Annotated in this window: 20 protein-coding genes and 2 pseudogenes; 18 read left to right on the top strand and 4 right to left on the bottom strand. The window is 59.1% G+C overall.

Annotated features, from left to right (window positions below):
- The first annotated feature begins 253 nt into the window (after positions 1–253).
- The 12 genes and pseudogenes from P6U30_RS06725 to P6U30_RS06670 all read left to right on the top strand — a co-directional run bounded on the left by P6U30_RS06725 (position 254) and on the right by P6U30_RS06670 (position 14,486).
- Complete coding sequence (locus P6U30_RS06725) at positions 254–1,366, top strand: NAD-dependent epimerase/dehydratase family protein (protein WP_407168680.1); 1,113 nt, start codon at positions 254–256, stop codon at positions 1,364–1,366.
- Positions 1,363–2,427 (top strand): NAD-dependent epimerase/dehydratase family protein, encoded by a 1,065-nt coding sequence (locus P6U30_RS06720; RefSeq protein WP_407168679.1) that lies wholly within the window; start codon positions 1,363–1,365, stop codon positions 2,425–2,427. The genes P6U30_RS06725 and P6U30_RS06720 overlap by 4 nt, the downstream gene beginning before the upstream one ends.
- Positions 2,424–3,710 carry a TIGR04295 family B12-binding domain-containing radical SAM protein gene (locus P6U30_RS06715; protein ID WP_407168678.1) on the top strand — a complete coding sequence of 429 codons (1,287 nt, stop codon included), beginning with the start codon at positions 2,424–2,426 and terminating at the stop codon, positions 3,708–3,710. Before P6U30_RS06720 ends, P6U30_RS06715 begins: the two co-directional genes overlap by 4 nt.
- 26 nt (positions 3,711–3,736) lie before the next feature.
- Positions 3,737–4,816 (top strand): glycosyltransferase family 4 protein, encoded by a 1,080-nt coding sequence (locus tag P6U30_RS06710; RefSeq protein WP_407168677.1) that lies wholly within the window; start codon positions 3,737–3,739, stop codon positions 4,814–4,816.
- The gene (locus tag P6U30_RS06705; RefSeq protein WP_407168676.1) at positions 4,813–5,943 is read left to right on the top strand and encodes a glycosyltransferase; all 1,131 of its coding nucleotides are present in this window, start codon (positions 4,813–4,815) and stop codon (positions 5,941–5,943) included. The genes P6U30_RS06710 and P6U30_RS06705 overlap by 4 nt, the downstream gene beginning before the upstream one ends.
- Entirely contained in the window at positions 5,940–7,025 is a 1,086-nt protein-coding gene (locus P6U30_RS06700) for a glycosyltransferase (RefSeq protein ID WP_407168675.1), read from the top strand. The genes P6U30_RS06705 and P6U30_RS06700 overlap by 4 nt, the downstream gene beginning before the upstream one ends.
- Positions 7,022–8,143, top strand: a complete 1,122-nt coding sequence (locus P6U30_RS06695; protein WP_407168674.1) for a glycosyltransferase — start codon at positions 7,022–7,024, stop codon at positions 8,141–8,143. Before P6U30_RS06700 ends, P6U30_RS06695 begins: the two co-directional genes overlap by 4 nt.
- Before the next feature lie 9 nt (positions 8,144–8,152).
- Positions 8,153–9,217 (top strand): UDP-glucuronic acid decarboxylase family protein, encoded by a 1,065-nt coding sequence (locus tag P6U30_RS06690; RefSeq protein ID WP_407168673.1) that lies wholly within the window; start codon positions 8,153–8,155, stop codon positions 9,215–9,217.
- A 23-nt stretch (positions 9,218–9,240) separates the two neighbouring features.
- The gene (locus P6U30_RS06685) at positions 9,241–9,852 is read left to right on the top strand and encodes an NUDIX domain-containing protein (protein ID WP_407170377.1); all 612 of its coding nucleotides are present in this window, start codon (positions 9,241–9,243) and stop codon (positions 9,850–9,852) included.
- A 216-nt stretch (positions 9,853–10,068) separates the two neighbouring features.
- Positions 10,069–11,130, top strand: coding sequence for an ROK family protein (locus P6U30_RS06680; RefSeq protein ID WP_407168672.1), 1,062 nt, complete (start codon positions 10,069–10,071; stop codon positions 11,128–11,130).
- A gap of 1,237 nt (positions 11,131–12,367) precedes the next feature.
- The gene (locus P6U30_RS06675; RefSeq protein ID WP_407168671.1) at positions 12,368–13,060 is read left to right on the top strand and encodes a Crp/Fnr family transcriptional regulator; all 693 of its coding nucleotides are present in this window, start codon (positions 12,368–12,370) and stop codon (positions 13,058–13,060) included.
- Positions 13,061–13,988: 928 nt separating this feature from the next.
- Positions 13,989–14,486, top strand: a pseudogene (locus P6U30_RS06670) (fumarylacetoacetate hydrolase family protein).
- Between the two features lie 255 nt (positions 14,487–14,741).
- Here the strand turns inward: P6U30_RS06670 and P6U30_RS06665 are convergent.
- Together P6U30_RS06665 and P6U30_RS06660 are read right to left on the bottom strand one after the other, a co-directional pair.
- Entirely contained in the window at positions 14,742–15,209 is a 468-nt protein-coding gene (locus tag P6U30_RS06665) for a carbonic anhydrase (protein ID WP_407168670.1), read from the bottom strand.
- 152 nt (positions 15,210–15,361) lie between these two features.
- Positions 15,362–15,571, bottom strand: coding sequence for a hypothetical protein (locus P6U30_RS06660; RefSeq protein ID WP_407168669.1), 210 nt, complete (start codon positions 15,569–15,571; stop codon positions 15,362–15,364).
- A 1,892-nt stretch (positions 15,572–17,463) separates the two neighbouring features.
- Between P6U30_RS06660 and P6U30_RS06655 the strand changes: the two genes are divergently transcribed.
- The 6 genes from P6U30_RS06655 to P6U30_RS06630 all read left to right on the top strand — a co-directional run bounded on the left by P6U30_RS06655 (position 17,464) and on the right by P6U30_RS06630 (position 20,466).
- On the top strand, positions 17,464–17,631 hold the full coding sequence (locus P6U30_RS06655; RefSeq protein ID WP_407168668.1) for a hypothetical protein: 168 nt from the start codon (positions 17,464–17,466) through the stop codon (positions 17,629–17,631).
- A gap of 158 nt (positions 17,632–17,789) precedes the next feature.
- Positions 17,790–18,650, top strand: coding sequence for a PAS-domain containing protein (locus P6U30_RS06650; protein ID WP_407168667.1), 861 nt, complete (start codon positions 17,790–17,792; stop codon positions 18,648–18,650).
- Entirely contained in the window at positions 18,614–18,841 is a 228-nt protein-coding gene (locus tag P6U30_RS06645; RefSeq protein WP_407168666.1) for a GGDEF domain-containing protein, read from the top strand. Before P6U30_RS06650 ends, P6U30_RS06645 begins: the two co-directional genes overlap by 37 nt.
- Entirely contained in the window at positions 18,744–19,061 is a 318-nt protein-coding gene (locus P6U30_RS06640; RefSeq protein WP_407168665.1) for a GGDEF domain-containing protein, read from the top strand. Before P6U30_RS06645 ends, P6U30_RS06640 begins: the two co-directional genes overlap by 98 nt.
- 436 nt (positions 19,062–19,497) lie before the next feature.
- Positions 19,498–20,217, top strand: a complete 720-nt coding sequence (locus P6U30_RS06635) for a Crp/Fnr family transcriptional regulator (RefSeq protein ID WP_407168664.1) — start codon at positions 19,498–19,500, stop codon at positions 20,215–20,217.
- Positions 20,218–20,250: 33 nt separating this feature from the next.
- Positions 20,251–20,466 (top strand): DUF6894 family protein, encoded by a 216-nt coding sequence (locus tag P6U30_RS06630; RefSeq protein WP_407168663.1) that lies wholly within the window; start codon positions 20,251–20,253, stop codon positions 20,464–20,466.
- Positions 20,467–20,787: 321 nt separating this feature from the next.
- Here the strand turns inward: P6U30_RS06630 and P6U30_RS06625 are convergent, their stop codons facing one another.
- On the bottom strand, positions 20,788–21,048 hold the full coding sequence (locus P6U30_RS06625) for a hypothetical protein (protein WP_407168662.1): 261 nt from the start codon (positions 21,046–21,048) through the stop codon (positions 20,788–20,790).
- Between the two features lie 134 nt (positions 21,049–21,182).
- Positions 21,183–22,270, bottom strand: a pseudogene (locus P6U30_RS06620) (IS630 family transposase).
- Between the last annotated feature and the right edge of the window lie 17 nt (positions 22,271–22,287).

Here is a 22,287-nt window from a genome sequence, read left to right as displayed (position 1 = left end):
GAGTTCTACGCACAACAAAGTGATTTCTGCTGCTCAGCATGGGCCTGCCTCGCATAAGCGGTCCGCGGCGTTATTGATGCAGGTTAAAGAACTTATCGTTTGTACGTGCCGCAGGAACGAACATTCCTCCTGTCCATTCTTCATTGCAAGCGTGAGTGGCGCGCGGTCAATCGGCCCGTTGGGGGGCGCGCTTCGTTTCCCACTCCTCGGCTGGCTGACGAGCCTGCCTCTATTGTACGGAGAGTTGCGGCGTATGGCACGAGTTCTGATTACCGGCGGCGCAGGGTTCATCGGCTCTCATGCCGCAGATGCGCTCTTGGCGTCGGGGCATGACGTCAAGTTGTTCGACAACCTCACACCGCAGGTCCACGGCACGCGACACGCGCGTCCAGCCTATTTAGCTGACGATGCCGAACTGATCGTGGGAGATATCCGTGACGAACGCGCCGTGAGGCGTGCGTTGTGCGGCGTGGATAAGGTGCTGCACCTCGCAGCCGTCGTCGGTGTTGGCCAAAGTATGTACGACATCGAGCCCTACGTAAGAACGAACGAGCTTGGCACGGCTATGCTTATGCAGGCCCTTTCCAGGCATCCAGTCGAACGTCTCGTCGTCGCATCTTCGATGAGCATCTACGGCGAAGGTCTCTATCGAGACTGTAACCACCTCGAATGCGCAGCAGATGAACGTTCAGTCGAGCAGCTTCACGAAGGCGATTGGGAGCTGCGCGATCCCTTCGGCCGAAGGCTGGATCCGATGCCAACCCCGGAATCCAAGCCGCCGTCACTCAGTTCGATCTACGCGTTGAACAAATATGCGCAGGAACGGATGTGCCTGATCACCGGCAGAGCCTACGGAATACCGACAGTTGCATTGCGCTTCTTCAATGTTTTCGGCCCTCGGCAAGCCTTGTCGAATCCCTACACCGGTGTTCTGGCCATCTTTGCATCTCGGCTGCTCAACAACCGGCCGCCGCTGGTGTTTGAAGACGGCCTGCAGCGGCGTGATTTCATCCACGTCCGCGATGTCGCGCGAGCCTGCCTCGCTGCATTAGAGTCGTCGCATGCAAACGAAGCTTTCAACATCGGATCCGGGCATGACCGGACGATTCTGTCGATCGCCCGGAGCCTAAGCCAGGTCATGGAGCGAACGGATATTTCCCCTGAGATAACCGGAAAATACCGTGCTGGAGACATTCGTCATTGCTTCGCGGATATCAGCAAAAGCCGCGCCTTGCTTGGCTTCGCGCCGAAGGTTGCATTTGAAGACGGCCTGGCCGAGCTGGCCGGCTATCTGGTGGACCAAGTCGCGGACGATCACACCGAGCGTGCTGCCGAAGAAATGTCTCGCAGGGGACTCGTAGCATGAGAACCAGACGAAGGAGGCCTGTGCTGGTTACCGGCGGCTGCGGCTTCATCGGCTGCAATTTGGCTGACCGGCTTGCCGAGCGTGGCGACGATGTCATTGTCCTGGACAACCTTGCCCGTGCCGGAGCGCGAGAAAATGCTCGATGGCTGAAGTCCAGGCATGGCGACCGCATCGACATCGTTGTCGGGGACATCCGCGAGCCTATCCTGGTTATTAGTACCGTTCGTGGCGCACGCGCAGTTCTTCATCTGGCAGCTCAAGTAGCAGTTACCGACAGCCTGGCTGATCCGGTCGGGGATTTCGAGATTAATGCGCGCGGTACTGTCAACGTACTCGAGGCCATCCGCCTGCATAACCCTTCCGCTCCCCTCCTGTTCGCCTCGACCAACAAGGTTTATGGCCGACTTTGCGATGATGCCAGAGTCGCGCGTGTCAACCGGCGCTACGTACCGATCGACCCCGCGCTAGCCGACGGCGTATCTGAGAAGACGCCGCTAGACTTTTACAGCCCGTATGGCTGCTCAAAGGGTACGGCCGATCAGTATGTGCAAGATTACGCTCGTGTCTTCGGGCTCCAGACCGTCGTACTCCGCATGAGCTGCATCTATGGGCCCCGGCAGTTCGGCACGGAGGACCAGGGATGGGTCGCGCACTTCCTCAAGACGGCGATCGAAAACGGCTCTCTAACCATTTTTGGCGATGGGTATCAGGTCCGTGACGCGCTGCACATCTCTGATGCCGCCTCTGCCTGGTTGTCAGCGTTGGACCACATGCTCGCCGCCCGCGGGCGCGTCTTCAATCTCGGCGGGGGCCCCTCCAATTCGGTAAGCCTGCTCGAGCTCATAGAAGGGATTGCACCGTTGACTGGCCGCGCAGTGCGGTACGGCTTTGCCGATTGGCGTCCTGGAGACCAGCCCTGGTACGTCACCAACACCAGGGCGCTCGCGGTCGCATTGGGCTGGCAGCCGAAGGTGACGCTGCGCGATGGGCTGCTGTCGCTCCATGCGTGGCTGGACGGCCGCTTTGGTCAGTCCTCCGCGGACAAGGGAGTATCGGCATGACCCGCTTGGCCCTCATCAACCCGAACTGGAATTTCGGCGGCAGCATCTATTTTGGCTGTCGCGCCCCTCACCTTCCGCTCGAGCTTGGGATTTCCGCTCACTACCTTCGGGAGGCCGGACATCCAACGCTATTGCTCGATGCGCATATGTTCGACCTGTCGCATTCCGACATCGCTGCCGAACTCCACACGTTCAAGCCCGACCTAGTCGTCGTCACCACAGCTCCGACCTACTTGTTCTGGCGCTGTGCACAGCCCGAGCTGCGCATCCCGCAAGAACTCACTTGGTTTCTGCGGGAACTTGCCCCGATGCTTGTCGCTGTAGGTCCTCACGGATCGACAACACCGAGGGCAGCGCTCAGGAAGCTCGGAGTCGATGTTATCGTCATGGGCGAATGCGAGCACACATTGTTGCGGCTCGCCAACGGCCAACGCAACTTCGGCGGGCTTTGCTTTGCCGATGCAGGCGGGATCCGGATCAATGGCGGACCACAAGCTGCCACTTTCATCGACCAGCCTCCGCTGCAATGGCCCGAGGAGATGGTCCGCCGGCATCGACATCATCATCACCGCTTCGAAGCCGATCCGGCCGGGCCGGGCGCCGAAGTCGAGGCGTCGCGCGGCTGTCCGTACAACTGCACCTTCTGCGCCAAGGAGAATTTCCGGAACGCGTATCGGCGGCGCCCCGCCGCAACGGTCCTCGAGGAGATCGATCGATTGCGCCAGCAAGGCGTCGAGTATCTCTATTTCGTCGATGAGATATTCCTGCCCAATGCCGAGCTATTGAGAGGAATGGACGGTCGCGGCATCAAGTTCGGTATTCAAACCAGGATCGATCTCTGGAAGCCTGACATGCTGGCCCTTCTGGGTCGTGCCGGCTGCGTGTCCGTGGAAGCGGGCGTCGAGAGCTTGACCCCCGAGGGTCGCGACGCGCTCGCCAAGAACTGTAGAATGACGACGGATCAGCTCGCAGATCGGCTTATTGAGGCGCGCCGACACATTCCCTTTGTTCAGGCCAACCTGATCGAGCTGCCCGAGGATGATGATCCGGTCGTGCAGCGTTGGCGGCGACTAATGCAGGACGCGGGCGTATGGGCCAACGATCCCGTCCCGATCTATCCTTATCCAGGTTCGCCGGACTACCGAAAGCTCTGGGGCGAGCCCGACGATCTCGCCTGGGAACGAGCGCATCAGCATTATCTCGCCGTGTTCGACCGGTTCAGCGATGTTCAGGAAGACCGCCCCGTTCCTCTCGCCGCGCTTGAACGTAAGGTTGCCCAATGAACGAGATGCGCAGCATGAGGATCCTTATGACCACCGATACCATCGGCGGTGTATGGAGCTATTCATGTTCCCTCGCCGCCGCGCTGACCGAATTGGGGTCCGAAGTTCACCTCGTGACGATCGGACCTCGACCAAGCGCGGACCAGCGCGCGATGCTGCGAGTCCGAGGCGTCGACATAATCGAAACAGATCTTGCGCTGGAGTGGCAGGACCCCGAAGGAGCCGATGTTCCTAATGCCAAGCATCTCTTCGCGGAGCTGGAGGCCAGGATCTGCCCGGACGTTATTCACCTCAACGGTTTTCGTGAAGCTACTTTCGACTGGATTGCGCCCGCAATCGTCGTCGCACACTCGTGCGTCAACTCGTGGGCCCGTGCATGCAACGACATGGCTTGGTTGCTTGAACCCAGGTGGCAGAACTACACGCAAGCCGTCGGGGACGGTTTGAACAAAGCGCACGCGTGGATCAGCCCGAGCCATGCGTTTCATCGCGTGATCTGCGACCTCTATAAGCCGGTCAGTCCCGGTTTCGTCATCTGGAATGGCGTTACCCCGGACCTCTCGTGGAGTACAAAACGTGCGTTCGTCCTCACTGCTGGTCGCATTTGGGACCGCGCCAAGAATATCTCGACCCTCGCCGCTCTCGCCCCGGAATTGGAATGGCCGCTGCTCATCGCAGGACGCACCGCGAACGAGACGGCGACCGGCGCGACCTGGCTCGGCTCACTTGATCCGGAAGCCCTGCGTACGCGGATGCGACAGGCAGCGCTATTCGTAAGCTTGGCTTGCTACGAACCGTTCGGTCTTGCGGTTCTGGAGGCGGCGTCGGCCTCCTGCGCCCTCGTTCTATCGGACATTCCAACGTTTAGAGAGCTCTGGGATGGCGCAGCGGTATTCGTGAACCCCGCCGATGCAGGCGAGTTGCGTCATGCTCTCGCGCAGTTGTGCTGCAATTACCGCCGTCGCACCCAATTGCAGCACGCCGCACGGGAGCGATCGCAACGGTACTCGCTGACTCGAATGGCCGAGGCCTATCGAACTCTCTACGTCTCCTCGTCGGCGCGCGCCGAACGCTCCGGCGAGTATCTACTGGAGGCACACGCATGAAGTGCGTCTTATTCTATCATGCATTCACCTCGTGCTGGAACAATGGCAATGCCCATTTTTTGCGCGGGATCGCCCGCGAACTCAATGGCTTCGGCCATCAGGTCATAGTCTACGAACCAATCGACGGCTGGAGCCGACTTAATGCAATACGCGACGATGGAGAACAGGTCTTTCAAGAAGTCGCTAGTCTGTTTCCAGAGATCGAGATTCGGCAATATCAATCGTCTCCGAACCTCGAGCAGGCCTTGGACGGCGCCGGGCTTGTCATCGTTCACGAATGGAACGAGCCTGAGCTGATCGGTGCAATCGGGCGGCACCGTGTCAGATCGGGCTCCTACACGCTGCTCTTCCACGATACGCACCATCGTGCCGTCACAGCTCCGGAGGAGCTTGCGCGCTTCGACCTTTCCGGCTTCGATGGCGTTCTGGCGTTTGGCGAGGTTTTGCGGGAGCTCTATTTGAGGCTCGGCTGGGCCGACAGAGCCTTCACCTGGCATGAAGCCGCAGACGTGCATCTATATCGGCCGATGCCGCATATCTGGCGCCGCAACAGCGTGGTCTGGATCGGCAATTGGGGAGATGGCGAACGAGCCGCAGAGCTCAGTGAATTCCTCATAAGCCCGGTATCTCAGTTGGGATTGCAGGCCGAAATCTATGGCGTCCGGTACTCGACCGCCGCGCTGCGCGTGATAGAGGCGGCCGGCATCGATTACCGCGGCTGGCTTCCCGCCCACCGCGTCCCGGACGCATTCGCCGCAGCGCGCGCAACCATTCACGTTCCTCGAGGCCCATACGTGCGATCGCTTCCTGGAATTCCGACCATACGCATGTTCGAGGCGATGGCTTGCGGCATTCCGATCGTATCCGCACCATGGAGCGACGTGGACGGGCTGTTTCCCGAGGGATCCTATCTACGTGCCACCGACGGTGAACAGATGAGACAGTCATTGAAATCGCTACTCGGCGACGCGGCGAGAGCATCAGACATAGCGGCTCGAGGGCTTCGTACGATCGCTGAGAGACATACCTGTCGACACCGCGTGCGCGAGCTTTTCGACATCATCAAGAAAATCAGCGGCCGTCGACCGCGCGCGCGCCGAACCGTGCGCGAAGGAGCGATCGCATGAAGATTTGCCTCTTCGGATCAAGCTTGGTGTCGTCCTATTGGAACGGCGCCGCTACGTATTACCGCGGCATGCTCAAGGCCATTGCCGCATTCGGTCATGATATCACTTTTTTCGAACCCGACGCCTTCCAACGCCAACAGCATCGTGACATCGAGGATCCGCCCTGGGCAAAGGTGGTGGTCTATCCCCCAACACCGGATGGCTGGCAGGAGGCTCTCACGACCGCTGCTAGCAGGGCTGATCTGTTGATCAAGGCAAGCGGCGTCGGCATCTTTGACGCGGAATTGGAGAAAGCGGTCATTGAGGTTCCATGCCAGGCCGTGCGCATCTATTGGGACGTCGATGCACCGGCCACCCTGGATGCCATGTCCTGCGATCCCAAGCATCATCTTCGTCAGGCGATTCCTCGCTACGACCTGGTGCTCACGTATGGCGGTGGTGATGCTGTCGTAGGCGCCTATAGAGCTGCCGGAGCACGCGATTGCGTTCCCATCTACAACGCGTTGGATACCGAAACGCATCATCCGGCTCCGCCCAATCCCACATATGCGGGCGATCTCGGTCTGCTGGCCAACCGTTTGCCTGATCGGGAGCAGCGAATCGACGATTTCTTTCTGAACGTGGCACGCGGCATGCCTTCGCGGCGTTTCGTCCTGGGTGGCTCCGGCTGGGACACCAAAGAAGTTCCGCACAACGTCCGCAAGGTCGGACACGTGGGCACCGGCGACCACAACGCCTTTTTCGGATCCAGTCTGGCGACGCTCAACGTCAACCGAGCGAGCATGGCGCGTTATGGCTTTTCGCCGCCAACCCGTATCTTCGAGGCCATCGGTGCCGGCGCTTGTTTGATTACCGACGACTGGGCCGGCATTGAGACATTCCTCGAACCAGATCACGAGGTGCTGGTCGCGTCCAGCGGCACCGAGGTGGCGCAACATCTGAACGCCCTCACCGCCGAGATGGCTTATGCGTTCGCTACTCGCGCAAAAGATCGGATTCTCGCAAACCATACCTACCGTCACCGTGCTCACCAGTTCAACCAGCTGTTCCTTGAGGGCTCAAAAATCGAGGCCGCGGAATGATGCTCGACATCGTCGTAATCGGACTTTCAGTGACCTCCGCCTGGGGCAACGGTCATGCGACTACCTACCGCGCTCTGATCGGAGCCCTGGCCCAGCGTGGACATCGCGTGACTTTTCTCGAGCGCCACGCGGACTGGTATCGCGATCATCGCGATCTCGAGGAGCCGTTGAGCTGGTCGATCGAGGTGTATGGGACTTTGAGAGAGATTCCGCTAAGGTTCGGCACGCTGATCCGCAATGCAGACTTGGTCGTGCTCGGCTCATACGTTCCCGAAGGTGTTGCCATTGCCGATTGGGTCACGACACACGCCCGGGGAATCACAGCTTTCTACGATATCGATACGCCCGTCACCATTGCGGGGCTTGATCGCGGGCTCCAATACCTATCCGCCGCGATGATTCCGCGCTTCGATCTCTACTTGACGTTCGCCGGCGGCCCGATACCGAAAATGCTCGAGGTGAGATATGGCAGCCCGCTTGCGCGGGAGCTTCCTTGCAGTGCTGACGTCAGTGTCGATCGGACCCAATTGAGCACCCCCAAGTGGACGCTCGGCTACCTCGGCACGTACAGTGACGATCGACAGCCAGCCCTAGAGCAATTACTCCTCGAGCCCGCTCGCGTGCTGCCCGACTCCAGATTTGTTGTGGCCGGCTCGAAATACCCGCCTTTGACGTGGCCGAGCAATGTGGAGCGGATCGAGCATGTCGCGCCGGTCCATCACCAGGCCTTCTACTCGCGCCAACGATTCGCCCTGAACGTCACGCGCGCCGACATGCGCGCTCTGGGATTCTCGCCCAGCGTGCGGTTGTTCGAGGCAGCCGCCTGTGGAACGCCGATCGTGTCGGATCGCTGGCCGGGAATCGAGATGTTGCTTAAGCCATCGACAGAGATTCTTCTGGTTTCGAATACAAGGGATGTCCTCGATATCCTTCGCGAAATGCCTGACGACCGCCGGCGTTCTATCGGCGAGCGGGCACGGCAGCGAATTTTGGCAGAGCACACGCCGGCCCATCGCGCCCGGCAACTCGAATCCTACTATTTGGAAGCGACCATGCGGCGGCGGCAACGGGCGACCGATAACTCGATCGACCGGTCCGCACAAGTCGCCGATTTCTAAGGAGGATCAATGACGTATCAGACGAGCATTTTACGCTCCCGTAACCCCCATACTGTCCTGATCACCGGCGGCGCCGGTTTCATCGGGTCACACCTCTGCGACGTTCTCTTGAGGCGCGGCAACCGGGTAATCTGCGCCGACAACCTTTTCACCGGGTCCATCGACAACATTCGTCCGCTGCTCAACCATCCCCGGTTCACGTTTCTCAAACACGACGTTCGGGATCCCTTGGACATCGCTGATCCGATCGATCAGATTTACAGTCTGGCCTGCCCGGCCTCGCCCCGTCATTATCAACGGGATCCCATCGGCACCATGAGAACGTGCGTCGTGGGAACTATCAACGTGCTCGAGCTGGCAAGACAAAAGTCCGCTCGGGTCCTCCAGGCATCAACCAGCGAAGTCTATGGCGACCCCGAGGTCCATCCTCAACCGGAGGCTTACCTGGGTCATGTCAACATGATCGGCCCGCGCGCTTGCTACGACGAAGGTAAGCGCGCCGCTGAGACGCTCGTATTTGATTATCGACGAATGCACGGCCTTGACGTGAAAGTTGCGCGCATCTTCAACACCTATGGGCCTCGCATGCTGGAAAACGACGGGCGCGTCGTTTCGAACTTCATTGTGCAGGCCTTGCGAGGCGATCCCATTACGATCTACGGACGGGGTGATCAAACGAGGAGCTTCTGCTTCATTGACGACCTCATTAGAGGAATTGAGCTCTTGATGGAAAGCGCGCCGTCGGTAACAGGCCCTTGTAATCTCGGCAATCCCCAAGAAGTCACTATCGAAACGGTCGCGCGCGAAATCCTTGCCTGTACGCGTTCGACTTCTACACTGCGTTTCGAACCCCTGCCAAAGGATGATCCTAGGCGTCGAAAGCCTGTGATCGAGATGGCTGAACGTTCGTTGGGCTGGCGGCCGCGCATCGGGCTAAAGGACGGGTTGCAGGCAACAATCGCCTACTTTTCCCTCAAGATTGCGACGGCGTCGCTGTCCGCGGCGCCGGCGCATGGCGTGGCAAGTTCATCACGGCGTCGACGCGTGCAGCTCTCTTTGGCACCGCGCTCGTGACGCCGGCGAAGACACCAAGCACGATGGGCTGCGCAGACCGCGAATCCCGGTCCGTTAGCGTGTCCCCGCCACGACTGATCGGTCGCGGCTACCGCGACTATTGCCGTTTTGCGATTCTGGCCGAACCGCAAGCTGGCGTCGGACGGACGCTCGAACGAGACATTCTCCGATCTGGCTCTGTTGTCGGAGTCCTGGCCCTTGACCTTGACCGCGACGAAGTTGTCTTGACCCGGCAGTTTCGCCTGGGGGGGCACCTTGCAACCGGACACGGCGCTATGGTCGAGATCGTGGCCGGCCGTGTCGATCCGGGAGAGAGTTTTGAGGCTGCCGCGCGCCGGGAATGTATGGAGGAAGTAGGCCTTTCCCCGCTCGCCCTCATGTCGCTGTTCAGCTTCGCGCCGGTGCCTGCATTGTCTGATGAACTGATGACGCTGTTCCTCGCCCGCGTCGACGCCGGATCGGCACCACCTCGCGCCGGCGACGCAGATGCAGGAGAAGACATCGACGTTATTCGCTGCAAGATTGGAGAAGCGATCCGGATGGTAGAACTGAATGCAATCAGGAGCGCGCCGACGATCATCGCCTTGCAGTGGCTCCGCTGCTCGATTGGATCGCTTCGTAGTTTAATCGGATAGTTGGCTCACGCGCATAGTTCGCCTCGCTCTGCAGAGCCATAGCAAATTGGTAGAGCGAGAGAATATGATGGCGCCCCAGCGGCCGCCGTTCCGGGTCGCAGCGCTGACGCGGTCCAGCGACGCTTACGGCGCTCGTCGAGAGGTGCCATGCTGAGGAACCCGCGCTTCCATTGAAGGTTATTGAACGGACGCAACGCTGCATCTCCAAGGTCGAGAATGACAAGGGAAACAAGCTCGATCACCGGAATTTACGCTCATGGCACCCCGCGCCTTGGGTCGGTGGAAATCAATAGCTACAATGTTGAACTTAAGGACGAGGAGGGATTCCTTGGCGATCGGGCCAACAAGGCCTCGTTTCGAGACATCCTAGAAAGATGGCGGAAGCTATTGCGCCAAGACCCGTTTGGTAAAGAGCCTTCTGAAAACATTAAAAAGAAGGCGCTCGACGCCGTCCTGGTGGGAGAAGACACCGAGGCGTCGGCGATCGTGCATAGTGCCATCGAGGAGTACGCGCAGGAGCTCGCCTACGTGATCCGACACTTCCTGAAGGCCAAGGCTTGGGAACGGACGGAGCGTATCGTCGTGGGCGGCGGCTTCCGCGACAGCCGGCTCGGAGAACTTGCCATTGCGCGTGCTGAGATCATCCTAAGAAATAAGAAGTTCAATGTCGAACTGCAGGCCATCTGCCACCATCCCGACGATGCCGGATTGCTCGGCGCTCTTCACCTCGCACCATCCCGCCTCTTCAAAAGCTACGATTCAATTTTAGCCGTTGATATCGGCGGCAGCAATATCCGCTGCGGCGTTGTGGAAACGCGCAGCAAGAAGTCATCCGACCTGTCAAAGGCGCGCGTTTGGAAATCGAAAACGTGGCGCTACGTCGAGGACGCACCCGGCCGGGACGGAACGGTCAAGTGGCTGGTTAAGGCGCTCGACGACTTGATTGACAAGGCAAGCAAGAAAAAGTTCAGGCTGGCTCCCTTCATCGGGATCGCTTGCCCCGGCACGATCGAGAGCGATGGATCAATTGACAAGGGTGCGCAGAACCTGCCAGGCAACTGGGAAAGCAGCAAATTCAACTTGCCGCTCTGCCTCATCAAGGCCATTCCCCAGATTGGAGAGCATGACACTGCCATCGTCATGCACAATGACGGTGTGGTACAGGGCCTTTCCGAAATTCCCTTTATGCAGGACGTTAAGCGTTGGGGCGTCCTTACCATCGGCACCGGGCTCGGCAATGCTCGTTTCACCAACCGCGACGACGAAACCGACAATTGATTCGCCCGCCAACTGTCAGTGGAGCGGCTCGGAAGCCCGTTCTCAGGATCCCTTCGCCTACCAAGAGGAAGCCGCATCAATGAGCCGGTACGTTCGAAAAGTCCTTCACGTCTTGGGTCGCGCGAAATATCTTACTATGGCCTCAGGGGAGTCGATGACAGGCGAAGGCGCGTGCGAGATCGCCCATTTCGTCGAGCCAGGCGTGGCCTGATGCCGGGCCGAATAGCAAGCGACCTTCGCAATTTGACGTTGGGAAACTGTTATGCTGAACAGCATGGGGCGATTGCGTTCCTCTTTCGCTGCATAGCGATGAATCGCTTAAGGCAGCGTCTCCCTCAAGAAAGATTTCTGGCTGCATCTCGGGCTTGATCAATGAGAGAGCCGCCCAATTCTGAATCGAGTGGGGCGGGCGTCGATCTTGGACGGGAGCAGCTCGGTTGCGGGTTTCACAACGACCGAGGCTTAGACGAGATCAATTCCGAACTTTCCGGGCGCCGCGTGATCACGATGGTGGCCGTAGGCCGGGGGAAGTCAGCCACTCGCTTATGTGAGAAGCCGTCTCCGCTTGGCGCGCGGAGCGCAGCAGCCGCTCACGATCGGCCCCTGCTTGCACCAGTCTCGCCCGGCCGCGAAGTTCGAGCGCTCGGATTTGCAGGCGCTCTTCGAGCGTAGTCGTTTGCTTGAATCGTCGCCGTCGGCGCTTCATCCCTAAGTACCACCTCCATCGCCTTTTCAACGACAGATTAGGAATGCAGGACCCGCCAGGAAGTTCTCACGTCCAGGAAAGGAACTGCGGCGGCCTTGCTTCGAGTTAAATTGCGTTCGTTCTTGTGCATTGCAAAATCACTCAGAACTACAGTCCAAGTTCGATACGGCCCATGACGTTTGCCGCTGCTCGCAAGCCGGCGAGGGTGCGGTCGCATGCATGTCAGCCTAGGCCAAAATGGGTGGAAAGTCTGCGGCCGATAAGAGTCCCAGAGCAGCTCGGCGCGCGCGAGACGACCGACTTCATCCATGGCTCAATCGGAACTTTCGCTAAAGCAGTTCGCCACTTCCTCCTTGCCTGGCAGAACAAGCACTGGCTTGCTTCAGGTTAATGACAGGACGCAGGAGCGATCTAAGATGAATTTTAAGAGGGCGGTATAATCGGCTTTTTATGCAACTCGGATTTGCGTCATCGCGATTTGTCGAGCGTCTCCAGGCAATATCTTTGCTCTCGGAGTCTGATACGGAGCTGTTGTCGAAGCTGCCTTACCGGATCGAGAATGTCGGAGGTCACCAGCCAATCGCCGCTGAGACTGCCAGTCATGAATGCTGCCTGGTGGTCAAGGGATATGTCTCGGCCCGCAGCGCCGGTTCTACTCAATCTATGCAGATTCCTTCCATCCATGTGCCCGGTGACGTACCCGATCTCGGAAAAATTTATGACTCTGAGCTCGAGCTTGAAATGGCCGCCCTAGGGGCCGTTGTAGTAGCCTTTGTGCCGGTTCGCGGGCTCAGGGAACTGGCCGACTATTCAAGCAACATAAGGGCCGGCTTGTCGTTGCTACTGCTGGCTGACTCTTACATGCTACGAAATGCACTCAGCAACGTAGGGAGCCGCAATGCCCTCGCCCGCGTAGCTCATCTTTTATGTGAGCTCTACGCTCGCCTGCATGCGGTCGGACTTGCGCGAACCGAAGAAATCCCATGTCCATTCACACAGGCCGACCTGGGCGAGATGTGTGGACTCTCTGCAGTCCATATCAACCGCACCGTTCAGCAGTTGCGAGAACGGGGGCTCGTTGAGTGGCACTCGCGCGTCATACGACTCATCGACCGGGCTGAGCTGGCTCGTCTTGCCGGTTTCTCGCCCGCTTACCTGCGCGTACCGGGCGACAGGACGAGCCGGCGGCTTCACTACGGCCATTCTCTGGCAGCGGCAGAATAGATCCAGGTGAAAGCAGCGGCTCCGATCGTCCGGAGCTCTAAACATCCTTCGCTTTGATCAGATTTTCCCCGCTTGCAGGATCATGCTGGATTCACGCGATTTCAGACATCAACGAGCTCACTGTGACCGTGCGTGGGTTTTTTCCGGGTGCACTCGCTCGATTCGGCAATGAGGCGGAAATCGCTTGACCTCTCGCGCAGGCATCAACGACGAACACGTCCGTCGCAACGTTCTTGACCTGATTCATTACGTTGAGCTCGCAAAGCCGATCAAGCCGGGCCCGGGCATCCGCAGTTATTTGCTTCTCGTGACCTTGCACGAGAGTCGCGATCAGACGACATCGCGGCAAACGGAATTCAACTAGGACCGGGCGAGCGGCCACGACCTTCGAGCCAACGATTGACGCCATAGGATCGTTCGCATTTGAGAACTCCTCATGGCATCCTACGTCTATCGCCAGAGTGGCATGGATCTGTTTTGTAGATGCAGTATGGGCCGCGGGTGAGTGGAAACATCTCCTCGGGCGCACGCGGATCGGACGCCCACGATGCAAGGAATGCTCCTTTCTTCGCTGACCGTCAGGTCTGGAGCGCTAGCGACATGAGATGGATCCTCAAATACGTAGGCGGACGCGAGAAACCGTCCGGCTCGTCGGCATCTCAGTGCACGCCGGCGATATGCTCAGGGCCGTGCGGCCGACGGGACAAACGCGGGCGCTGGACCAGGTCGAATAGCTTGCCCCGACTGAGCCGACCAAGATCGTTGCGCTCTGGAGCAATTTTCACTCGCTGGCAGCCAAGCTGAGATCGCCGGAGCCGGCTGAGCCGCTTTACCTGTTGAAGGCGCCCACCAGCGTCACCGCCCTCGCTGCCGTCGTCAGGCGTCCCTCGGGCTACGAGGGCGAGACGACCTATGAGCCGAACTCGGCATCGTCATCGGCAAGACCTGCACTGCCGTCACTCCTGATCAGGCGGATGCGCTCATCTTCGGCAATACCTGCGCTAACGACATCACTGCTGCGGACATTCTCAACCGTGATCCGACCTTCGTCCAATGGGCATGGGCCAAGGGCTTCGATGGATATGGTCCGTTGGTCCCGTGATCGCGTCAGGCCTCGATCTCTTGTGGTCCGCACCATCCTCAATGGCGTGGAGCGTTAGAATTATCCGATGCGGACATGATCTTCAGCGCGCAAGAGCTGGTCGGCAAGTTTTCGCACGACATGACGCTCCTGCCGGGCGATTTGATTTGTTGTGGGAGATCGATCGGCGTCGGCGCGATGAAGGATCTCCGTCGCGATCGACGGCATTGGCGAGTTGACCAAACCGCCTCCGCCGGTAAGCGGTGGCAGAACAATTCTCGGACCTTGGAAGCGAAATTAACCTGCTTTAGCAGGACTCATCAGCTTGAGCCCGAACACCGTTAGCTTCGACTTGCTATGGGCATCGTCTGCATTGCGATGATGACTAACCTGTAATATGGCCGGATGCTGTTCGTTGCTCCGATCGATGCAAATTTTCAAGCTCGCCTTCACGAATTTCGTCATGACCGAGAGCTGGGGTGTGCCTGTTTGTGGACAAGGACAGCTTGGCGAGGTCCTCGCCTAAACGACGAAGTTGGGCGAAGGCCGGTCGCTCGCATTCGGTCGCTATTGCTAGCGGAATGACACCTAAATCCCTTGTCATCCCAGCCCGCCGGTCATGGTCACGTTCAGATCGGTGATAAGCCCGCTCGACAGCGAATAGACCCAGCCATGGACCGACAATGGCTGGCCGCGCGCCCAGGCATCCTGGACGAATACGTCGGAGGCGACGTTCCTAACCTGTCGGATGACGTTGAGCTCGCAGAGCCGGTTCAGCCGCTCTCGGTCGTGGGTGTAGGCGGCGAGCTCGTCCTTGCGCTCGTGGGCGACTTCGCGGATCGGATGGAGCCAGTGGTCGACGAGGCCCCTGCGCGCGCCGTCCACTGCAGCGGCTATTCCTCCGCAGCCATAGTGGCCGACGACCAGGACGTGCTTCACCTTGAGCACGTCGATGGCGAACTGCAGCACCGAGAGATAATTCGCATCCTGGGACGGGGCGAGGTTGGCGACGTTACGGTGAACAAACATCTCGCCGGGGTCTAGCCCCACGATTTCATTCGCGGGCACCCGGCTATCGGAGCAGCCGATCCACAGATATTCGGGCCTCTGCTGCCCCACCAGTCTCTTGAAAAAGCCGGGGGTCGACAGCGAGCTTGCCCTCGGCCCAAGCGCGGTTGTTTTCCTTCAGTTGATCGAGCATGAGATAGTCGACTCCTGGGCTAGGCTTTGAGGAGGGCTCGGTTGACACCTTTGATCCCTTCGCACCAGAGTTGCACATGCTTCGCGAGACGATCATAGCTCACACCAATGGCACGAATTTGCCTTTCGACTTCTGTGTCATCCAGGAGCTTCGCGATGGAGCGAAGCTCCTCAGCTCGCTCGTGCCAATATTTGGGATCGTTGATGAAAGGATGGGTCAAGGTAATCACGCTTAGCGCCTATATCCTTCAGCTGCTTCCCATGGTTCACGAACTTCTGCAAGATCACTAGTGCTCCACAAAATATCATGATCATGCGCATTTGTCGCCGTGTGTGTGGTCTCTACGGGGGCGCCCGACCTGCCAATGCCTTGAACAAGGCCAAAGAAACCAAATGCCGAAGCTACGCGTATTGAGTTCCGAATTAGTGTGTCTTGCTGAGGAGGAGAAGGCGGGTGGAAGAACTTCCAATCATTCTCGTCGTAGAAGTTGACGAGACGATCCAGGAGCTGATCGCCCTTTAAGGAATGCGGCTACCAAGCGGCAATCATGGCATCCGCCATGAGACGGTGACCGTCGATCGGGAGCCGTTCAAGTGGCCCTTCTCAGTGCCTCCTTCCGCCATGAACCATGGCCATCTCTACCCTGCTCGCTCCAGCGCTGCTGGGTATCATGTGAAATGCTCATTGGCTCACCAGCTATGCTATCGATCCATCGCAGCATCGGTCCCCCGGGTTTCCAGGTCCTTGATTGCCTGAGCCGAAATTTCAAAGCGATCACCGATACCGGCTTGCGCGGTTTTGATGATCGCATTCGCGATCACTTCCGTGAGCGGGTCGTCACGATCCTTGACGCAGAGCGCACGCAGCGCTTCCTTATAAGCCGTCGTGATCCGGCTAATGAATCGCGCGGTCCCATTGCAACAAGTTCCTTATCCTCGAGGTGCGCCTCTGGAGGTTGGATGCCAACCGCATCAATCAGCCGCCAGTCCTGAAGTTCCGAACGTTCCGTATGATCCACTCCACACGCAACTCAAATTAACCGAACTAGCTTCGTTGGCGGGCCTGGCTTGAGCTTCCGAGGAATCGAGATGGACGACGAGTTCTGCCGGGATCGGGCGCGGACGCTGAGGGACCTCGCACGTGAGGCCGAACCTTTCGTCAAAAGACGGCTGCTGCAACTTGCCCGTAGCTATGGGCGTCGAATCAGAAATCCGTCCCGCGCGGATGATGACGATGGTACTTCGGGAGTGGCGCAGCTGGTTGACCCGCACTCCGGATCACGGACAAATAAACGAGAAACCGTCCACCGACGGCTATGGTAACCGTACCGCTCGCTGAAATCCGAAATGCGCGAGAGAAATCGGTCTCGGTGCGGGGCTTGGCTTGGCTCACGTGTCCCGCGCTGATGCAGCATCGAAGGTTCTCGGCATCCCATCATGGATTCGGCCCATGGGTCGCTCGGGCGGCTCTTTTGGTCCAACAGCAGGTTGACCCGAAACCTGCAACAGGCTTGAGCATTTCGCCATAACTTCTCTGCGGTTCGGCGGACTCGCTCGGCGGCCGTACTTTTACGATGTGAGGAGCCAACGCTGGCTCCTGCGCAGTGTCTCGGATGGTCTGCGTCGCCTCGTCGACCCGATGGAAAAGCATTGACGAGCAGGTCACGCTGCCGCGGAGTGACCGACGCTCAGCTACAATCACGACAAGCTGCTCCATTGAATCCCAGGTCATGAGGCTCGCTACGCTCGCATGGCAGCCCTGCTTACCTAGTGCCTTTGAGATCCGATGAAACAAGCCGGACCAAGCGCGATTGTCTACCTCGCTGCCGCTGCAGGAATTGCGGTGGTCGTCTGGACCGCCATGGGCAAGCCGCGGCCTACCCATCCCGATCCAATTAGCTTGCAGAAGCACCAGTAAGGGACAGACCGCGGCACATCGCTGCGCTGGAGGAATGGCCGTCTGTGGGCCTTTCGGGAGCTAGTCTCGTCGTTGCTGCGATGGTCAGGGCGAGCTTAACCTGGTCTTTAACATTGGACACAAATGAGCCGCGGACGTTTAAGTGTTGGTGAGGGACCGGTGCTTAGCTGAGGCGTATGCAACTACCTCTTGGGCGGCGCCGCCATGTCCGGACAGGTCTCAGCATCCCGGGGCCGCACGTTGTTGGCCGGGAAACTCGTCTTCAATTTCGGCCGGTCGACATTCGACTGCACGATCCGGCAACTCACCGACGCCGGCGCGACAGTGGAGCTCGAGCGCACGGTCGGGATTCCGGACAGCGTCCAGTTATGACCGTTGGCGCCAACCAATCGAGATCATGCAAACGGCTGTGGCAATCCGACCGGCAGCTTGGTCTTGCGTTCGAGGAACGGCGGGCACCGGATGCTGCAGCTCCAGCACGGACCGAGGTGCCTGAACGGCGCAGCGGCGACTCGATCCTGCGCGGGCAGATGCTCGCGTTGCGCGCATCGCTCGACCAAATCCCGCTCGGCATCCTCCTTCTGGATTCCGAGCTGAAGGCACTGTTCATCAACCGCGCGTTCCGGAACATGTGGACGCTTCCGGACGCAGTTGCCGACCGCAATCCGACCTTCACCGATCTGATGCACCACGGCTGCAAGATCACGGCTTATGAGCTATCGGACGCCCAGCTCGACGCCTACGTCGCCGATCGGGTTCGACGCGTGAGAGTGGGTGATACCACGCCCATCGATCTTCGGCTCACCAACGGCGATGTTGTGCGGTGCCAATGCACGCCGTTGCCCGATGGTGGCCGGATGGTCAGCTACACACCGGTGGCCGACATCGTGCGCGCCTCGGACAAACTGAAGGTGCTGACCAGCGCGTTGGAGAACGTGGAGGACGGTGTTGTCCTGCTCGACGGCGACCTCAACGCTGTTTTCCTGAACCGAAAGATGCGGGAATTCTGGGAACTGAGCGACGATGAGGTGGCGCAACACCCATCCTATCTTTCACTCCTCACCCGCAACCGGCGCGCGCTGCCAGCGGGCTCCACTCCAGAGCAGGCGCGCGCGTTTCCGGCGAAGCGGATCGCCGAGATCAAGGCTGGCGATCACAAGCGCGATGTGCAGACCCCCGATGGCCGCAACATCCGGGTCCATTGCACGACGATGCCCAACGGCGGGCGCATGCTCACATTCGTCGACGTGACCGACCTCGTGCGCAACGCGCGCCAGCTTGAGGTGCTCGCGACCACAGACCCGCTCACCGGCCTCTACAACCGCAGGCACTTTCTGACCGCGATGGACGCCGAATGGAGCCGATTCCAGCACTACTATTGTCCGTCTTGATGGTCGATATCGATCACTTCAAGACCATCAATGACCGGTTCGGTCATGCGGTCGGCGACGCGGCGATCAAGGCCGTCGCTCAGATTTGCGTTCGTGGCAAGCGCAAATCGGACGTTGTGGGCCGCGTCGGGGGTGAGGAGTTCGCCATTCTGTTGCCGGAAACGACCATGTCGCGCGCGAATTGTAGCTGAGCGCATTCGCAAGAGGGCCGAAGGCCCGACGTTGACGGCGAATGATCTGCCGCTACGGCTCACGGTGAGCATCGGCGTTGCCGAGGCGTTCACAAGCATGCCGGGCGTCGACGCTCTGATGAGAGCAGCCGATGTGGCGCTCTACGAAGCTAAGAAGCAAGGCCGCAACCGGACCGAGTGCTGGACGCCGCCAGCCCCACCAAAGCTGGCCGCTGAGTAGCAGGGACGTTTGTCTGGGCGTACTCACCATAGCCATACGGCTGCGCTAGGAGGCGGTGCCGACCGGCTAGCTTTGGACCATCTCCCCCCTCGATCAACCGTCTCAGACCACGAGCGCGAGCGCAAGAGATGCTAGCTGCAGGCCGCCGAGGAATAACGGAAATTTGCACGACCAGATTGAGAAAAGTGCAAAGATCGTAGATTCGCCGCTCTAGAGTGGGGGCACTCAGCATCACAATGCAGCTTGTCGGCCCCCTGAGGAGTATGGTCTCAGGAGGCGAATCCTTTGCCTGTAAACGATGGAACGTACGCGATTTGGATTCTTTAATTACCCAAGTTCCTAGAATTCACCTATGTTATTCCCGGTTGGGTTTCGCGCGCTACAATCGAATCTCTCGGCCTACTCAAACGCTTGCCCGCGACTGGGAGCCATTTCCATGCCAATCGACATGATGATCCGCAAACTCCGGTCGCATTCCAAGTTGGACGAAAATGACGTGGCCGCTCTGCGTTCGGTGATCTCGATCGTAAGGGACGTCGCCGCCGAAGCACTGGTTGTTCAGGAGGGCAGCGTCAGCACGCATTGCTGCGTCATGCTGAGCGGATTCTCGTATCGTGCAAAGGTTTCGGACACGGGCAGGCGGCAGATACTTTCCTTCCATATCGCTGGCGACATGCCTGACCTTCACGGGCTCTTTCTCAGAAGAATGGATCACGATCTCGTAACACTCTCGCAGGCGCGGATCGGATTCATCGAGCACCAAGCGCTAAAGCGCGTCCTCGACGTGAGACCGGCAATCATGGAGGCGTTGTGGCGGGAGACGCTCCTCGACGCTGTATTGTTCCGAGAATGGATCGTGAGTCTAGGAACCCGACCGGCCGCCTCTCGAATGGCCTATCTGGTTGCGGAGCTGCGACAGAGGCTTGCGGCAATCGGCTTGCTTGTCGAAGATCAGTTCCGCTTTCCCATTACTCAATCAAGGTTGGCTGAAGCACTTGGCCTCAGCACTGTGCACGTCAATCGTGTGCTTCAGTCATTTCGAGCTCGAGGCATTCTCGACATCCACGATTTCGTCATCACTCTCGGAGACATTGAGAAGATCGTCGAGATTGGCGGCTTTAACGACCTGTATCTGCAAGCCTCAGAGACTTATTAGGAACGATACCTGTCAAGGTGCTGTTCTGCGGACATGGCGACCTACTTCTTTAGAATATCCGGCGCCGTGCCGTTCTTTACAGATGGCGGCGTCGATCTCCGCAGCGACGCCGACGCGTGGAACGAGGCGCTTTCGTTGATGCGTGACGTCCAAGAAAGTCTCAGTCCGGGCGATACCTGGGAATTGGAGGTTCATCGCGGTACAGCTCCATTGTTCCGCATCCGCGTCGCTAGCGAAAGGTTGAGGTAGGGCGTGCCCTTGACGGGCCGCACGTGTCGCTTGCATCGGTTTTGGAATATGCCTCCACGTTGTAGCGCAAGAATATTCTAGGAGTTGAATTGAACAACATGAGGCATCGTCGTTTTCAACTGACCGTGCCCTCGGGGCCTATTCAAGTCCCGAGTTCCCTCGCCTAGTGATTGAGTTGTCCAATGAGGCAGTGAGAGCGGACGCGGAGCTCGCCCATAAGCGGCGCCAACGGGGCGAAAGCAGAAATCGGCAACCCACGGAATTGTGCTCAAGTCGTGCGGGTCCGGTTAACGATCGACAGACCGATTCCCCCCGACACGGCTACCGGATAGCATTCCCCCTGCTGAGGAGGCTCAACACAGCAGTGATCAGCTGCTGTGACGCGAAAGGCTTCTGCAATACGATGCTATGCGGCACGCCATGAGCGATCCACTCGTTGCCGCTAGCGGCCGTCATATACACCACCGGAAGTTCCGAGTTGATCGCTCGAGCCAGCGCAGCCAGCTTCCAGCCACTTACCTTTTCGCGGAGATTCACATCGGTTACCAAGGCGCTGAAATTGGCCGCGCCACATTTCGTCAACAGCTCCGCCGCCTCTTCGGCGGATGCAACGAAGACAACTTGAAGCCAGCGAGAACCAGGGCGTCACTGATGAAGTCATATATGAGATCATCATCCTCGACCACTAGTGTCCTGAACCGGAAGTTCATGGCATTTTAGGCTTTGGCTGGCGCATTGTAAGCGCAGAAGCGTTCGATGGAGCTGAGAATGTCGTCGGCTGATCTGGTCCATCGGAATGGTCTTGGGTCGGCGTTGTGATGTTCGATGAAGGCCGTGATCTCGGCACGTAGCGCCTCCACACTGCGATAGATGCCGCGCCTGATTTTGCACTCGGTGATGAGGGCAAAGAAACGTTCGACCTGATTGAGCCAGGATGAACTGGTGGGCGTCAGATGGACGTGCCAGCGCGGCCTCTTGGCCAGCCAGTTGCGGATCAGCGGCGTCTTGTGGGTTGCGTAATTGTCCATGACGAGATGAACGTCCAGATCGTCTGGAACGGCGGCCTCGATCTCATCGAGAAACTTGCGGAACTCTGTGGCGCGATGGCGCCGTAACACTTGCCGATGACCCGGCCGGTTGCGATGTCGAGGGCGGCAAATAGCGATGTCGTGCCATGGCGCCTGTAATCGTGACTGCGGCGTTCCGCCTGACCAGGTCGCATCGGGAACGTGGGTTGGCTGCGATCCAGTGCCTGGATCTGTGACTTCTCGTCGACACACAGCACGATGGCCCGCTCGGGCGGGGCCACGTAGAGACCGACGACGTCGCGAACCTTGGCGACGAAGTCGGGATCGGTTGAAAGCTTGAAGGTCTCCAACCGATGCGGCTGTAAGCCGAAGGCGCGCCATATCCGCTGGACCGTCGAGACTGACAGTCCACTGGCCCGCGCCATGCTGCGCGAGCTCCAGTGGGTGGCGTTGGGCGGCTTCGTCTCAAGGGTGCGGACGATCACCGCCTCGATCCGGGCATCTTCGATCGTGCGCGGCGTCCCTGATCGCGGCCCATCCCGAAGACCTTCAAGCCGATGCTCGGCGAAGCGCCGGCGCCACTTGCCGACCGTATCGGGATCAATACCCAGGCGAGCCGCCACGATCTTGCTCTGCTCGCCGTCGGCACTGGCCAGGATGATCCGGGCTCGCTGCGCCAAGCCCTGCGCCGTGCTTCGGCGCGAGGCCAGCGACGTCAACTCAGCGCATTCAACCTCAGTCAATTCCAGCGGAGCAAAGCGTCGACCCATAACCATCCTCCTCAAACCATGAG

Origin of the sequence: Bradyrhizobium sp. ORS 111 (assembly GCF_045571485.1) — a bacterium.
GTDB lineage: Bacteria > Pseudomonadota > Alphaproteobacteria > Rhizobiales > Xanthobacteraceae > Bradyrhizobium.
The sequence above is the reverse complement of the archived record's forward strand: the minus strand, read 5'-3'. Positions and strand labels throughout refer to the sequence as shown.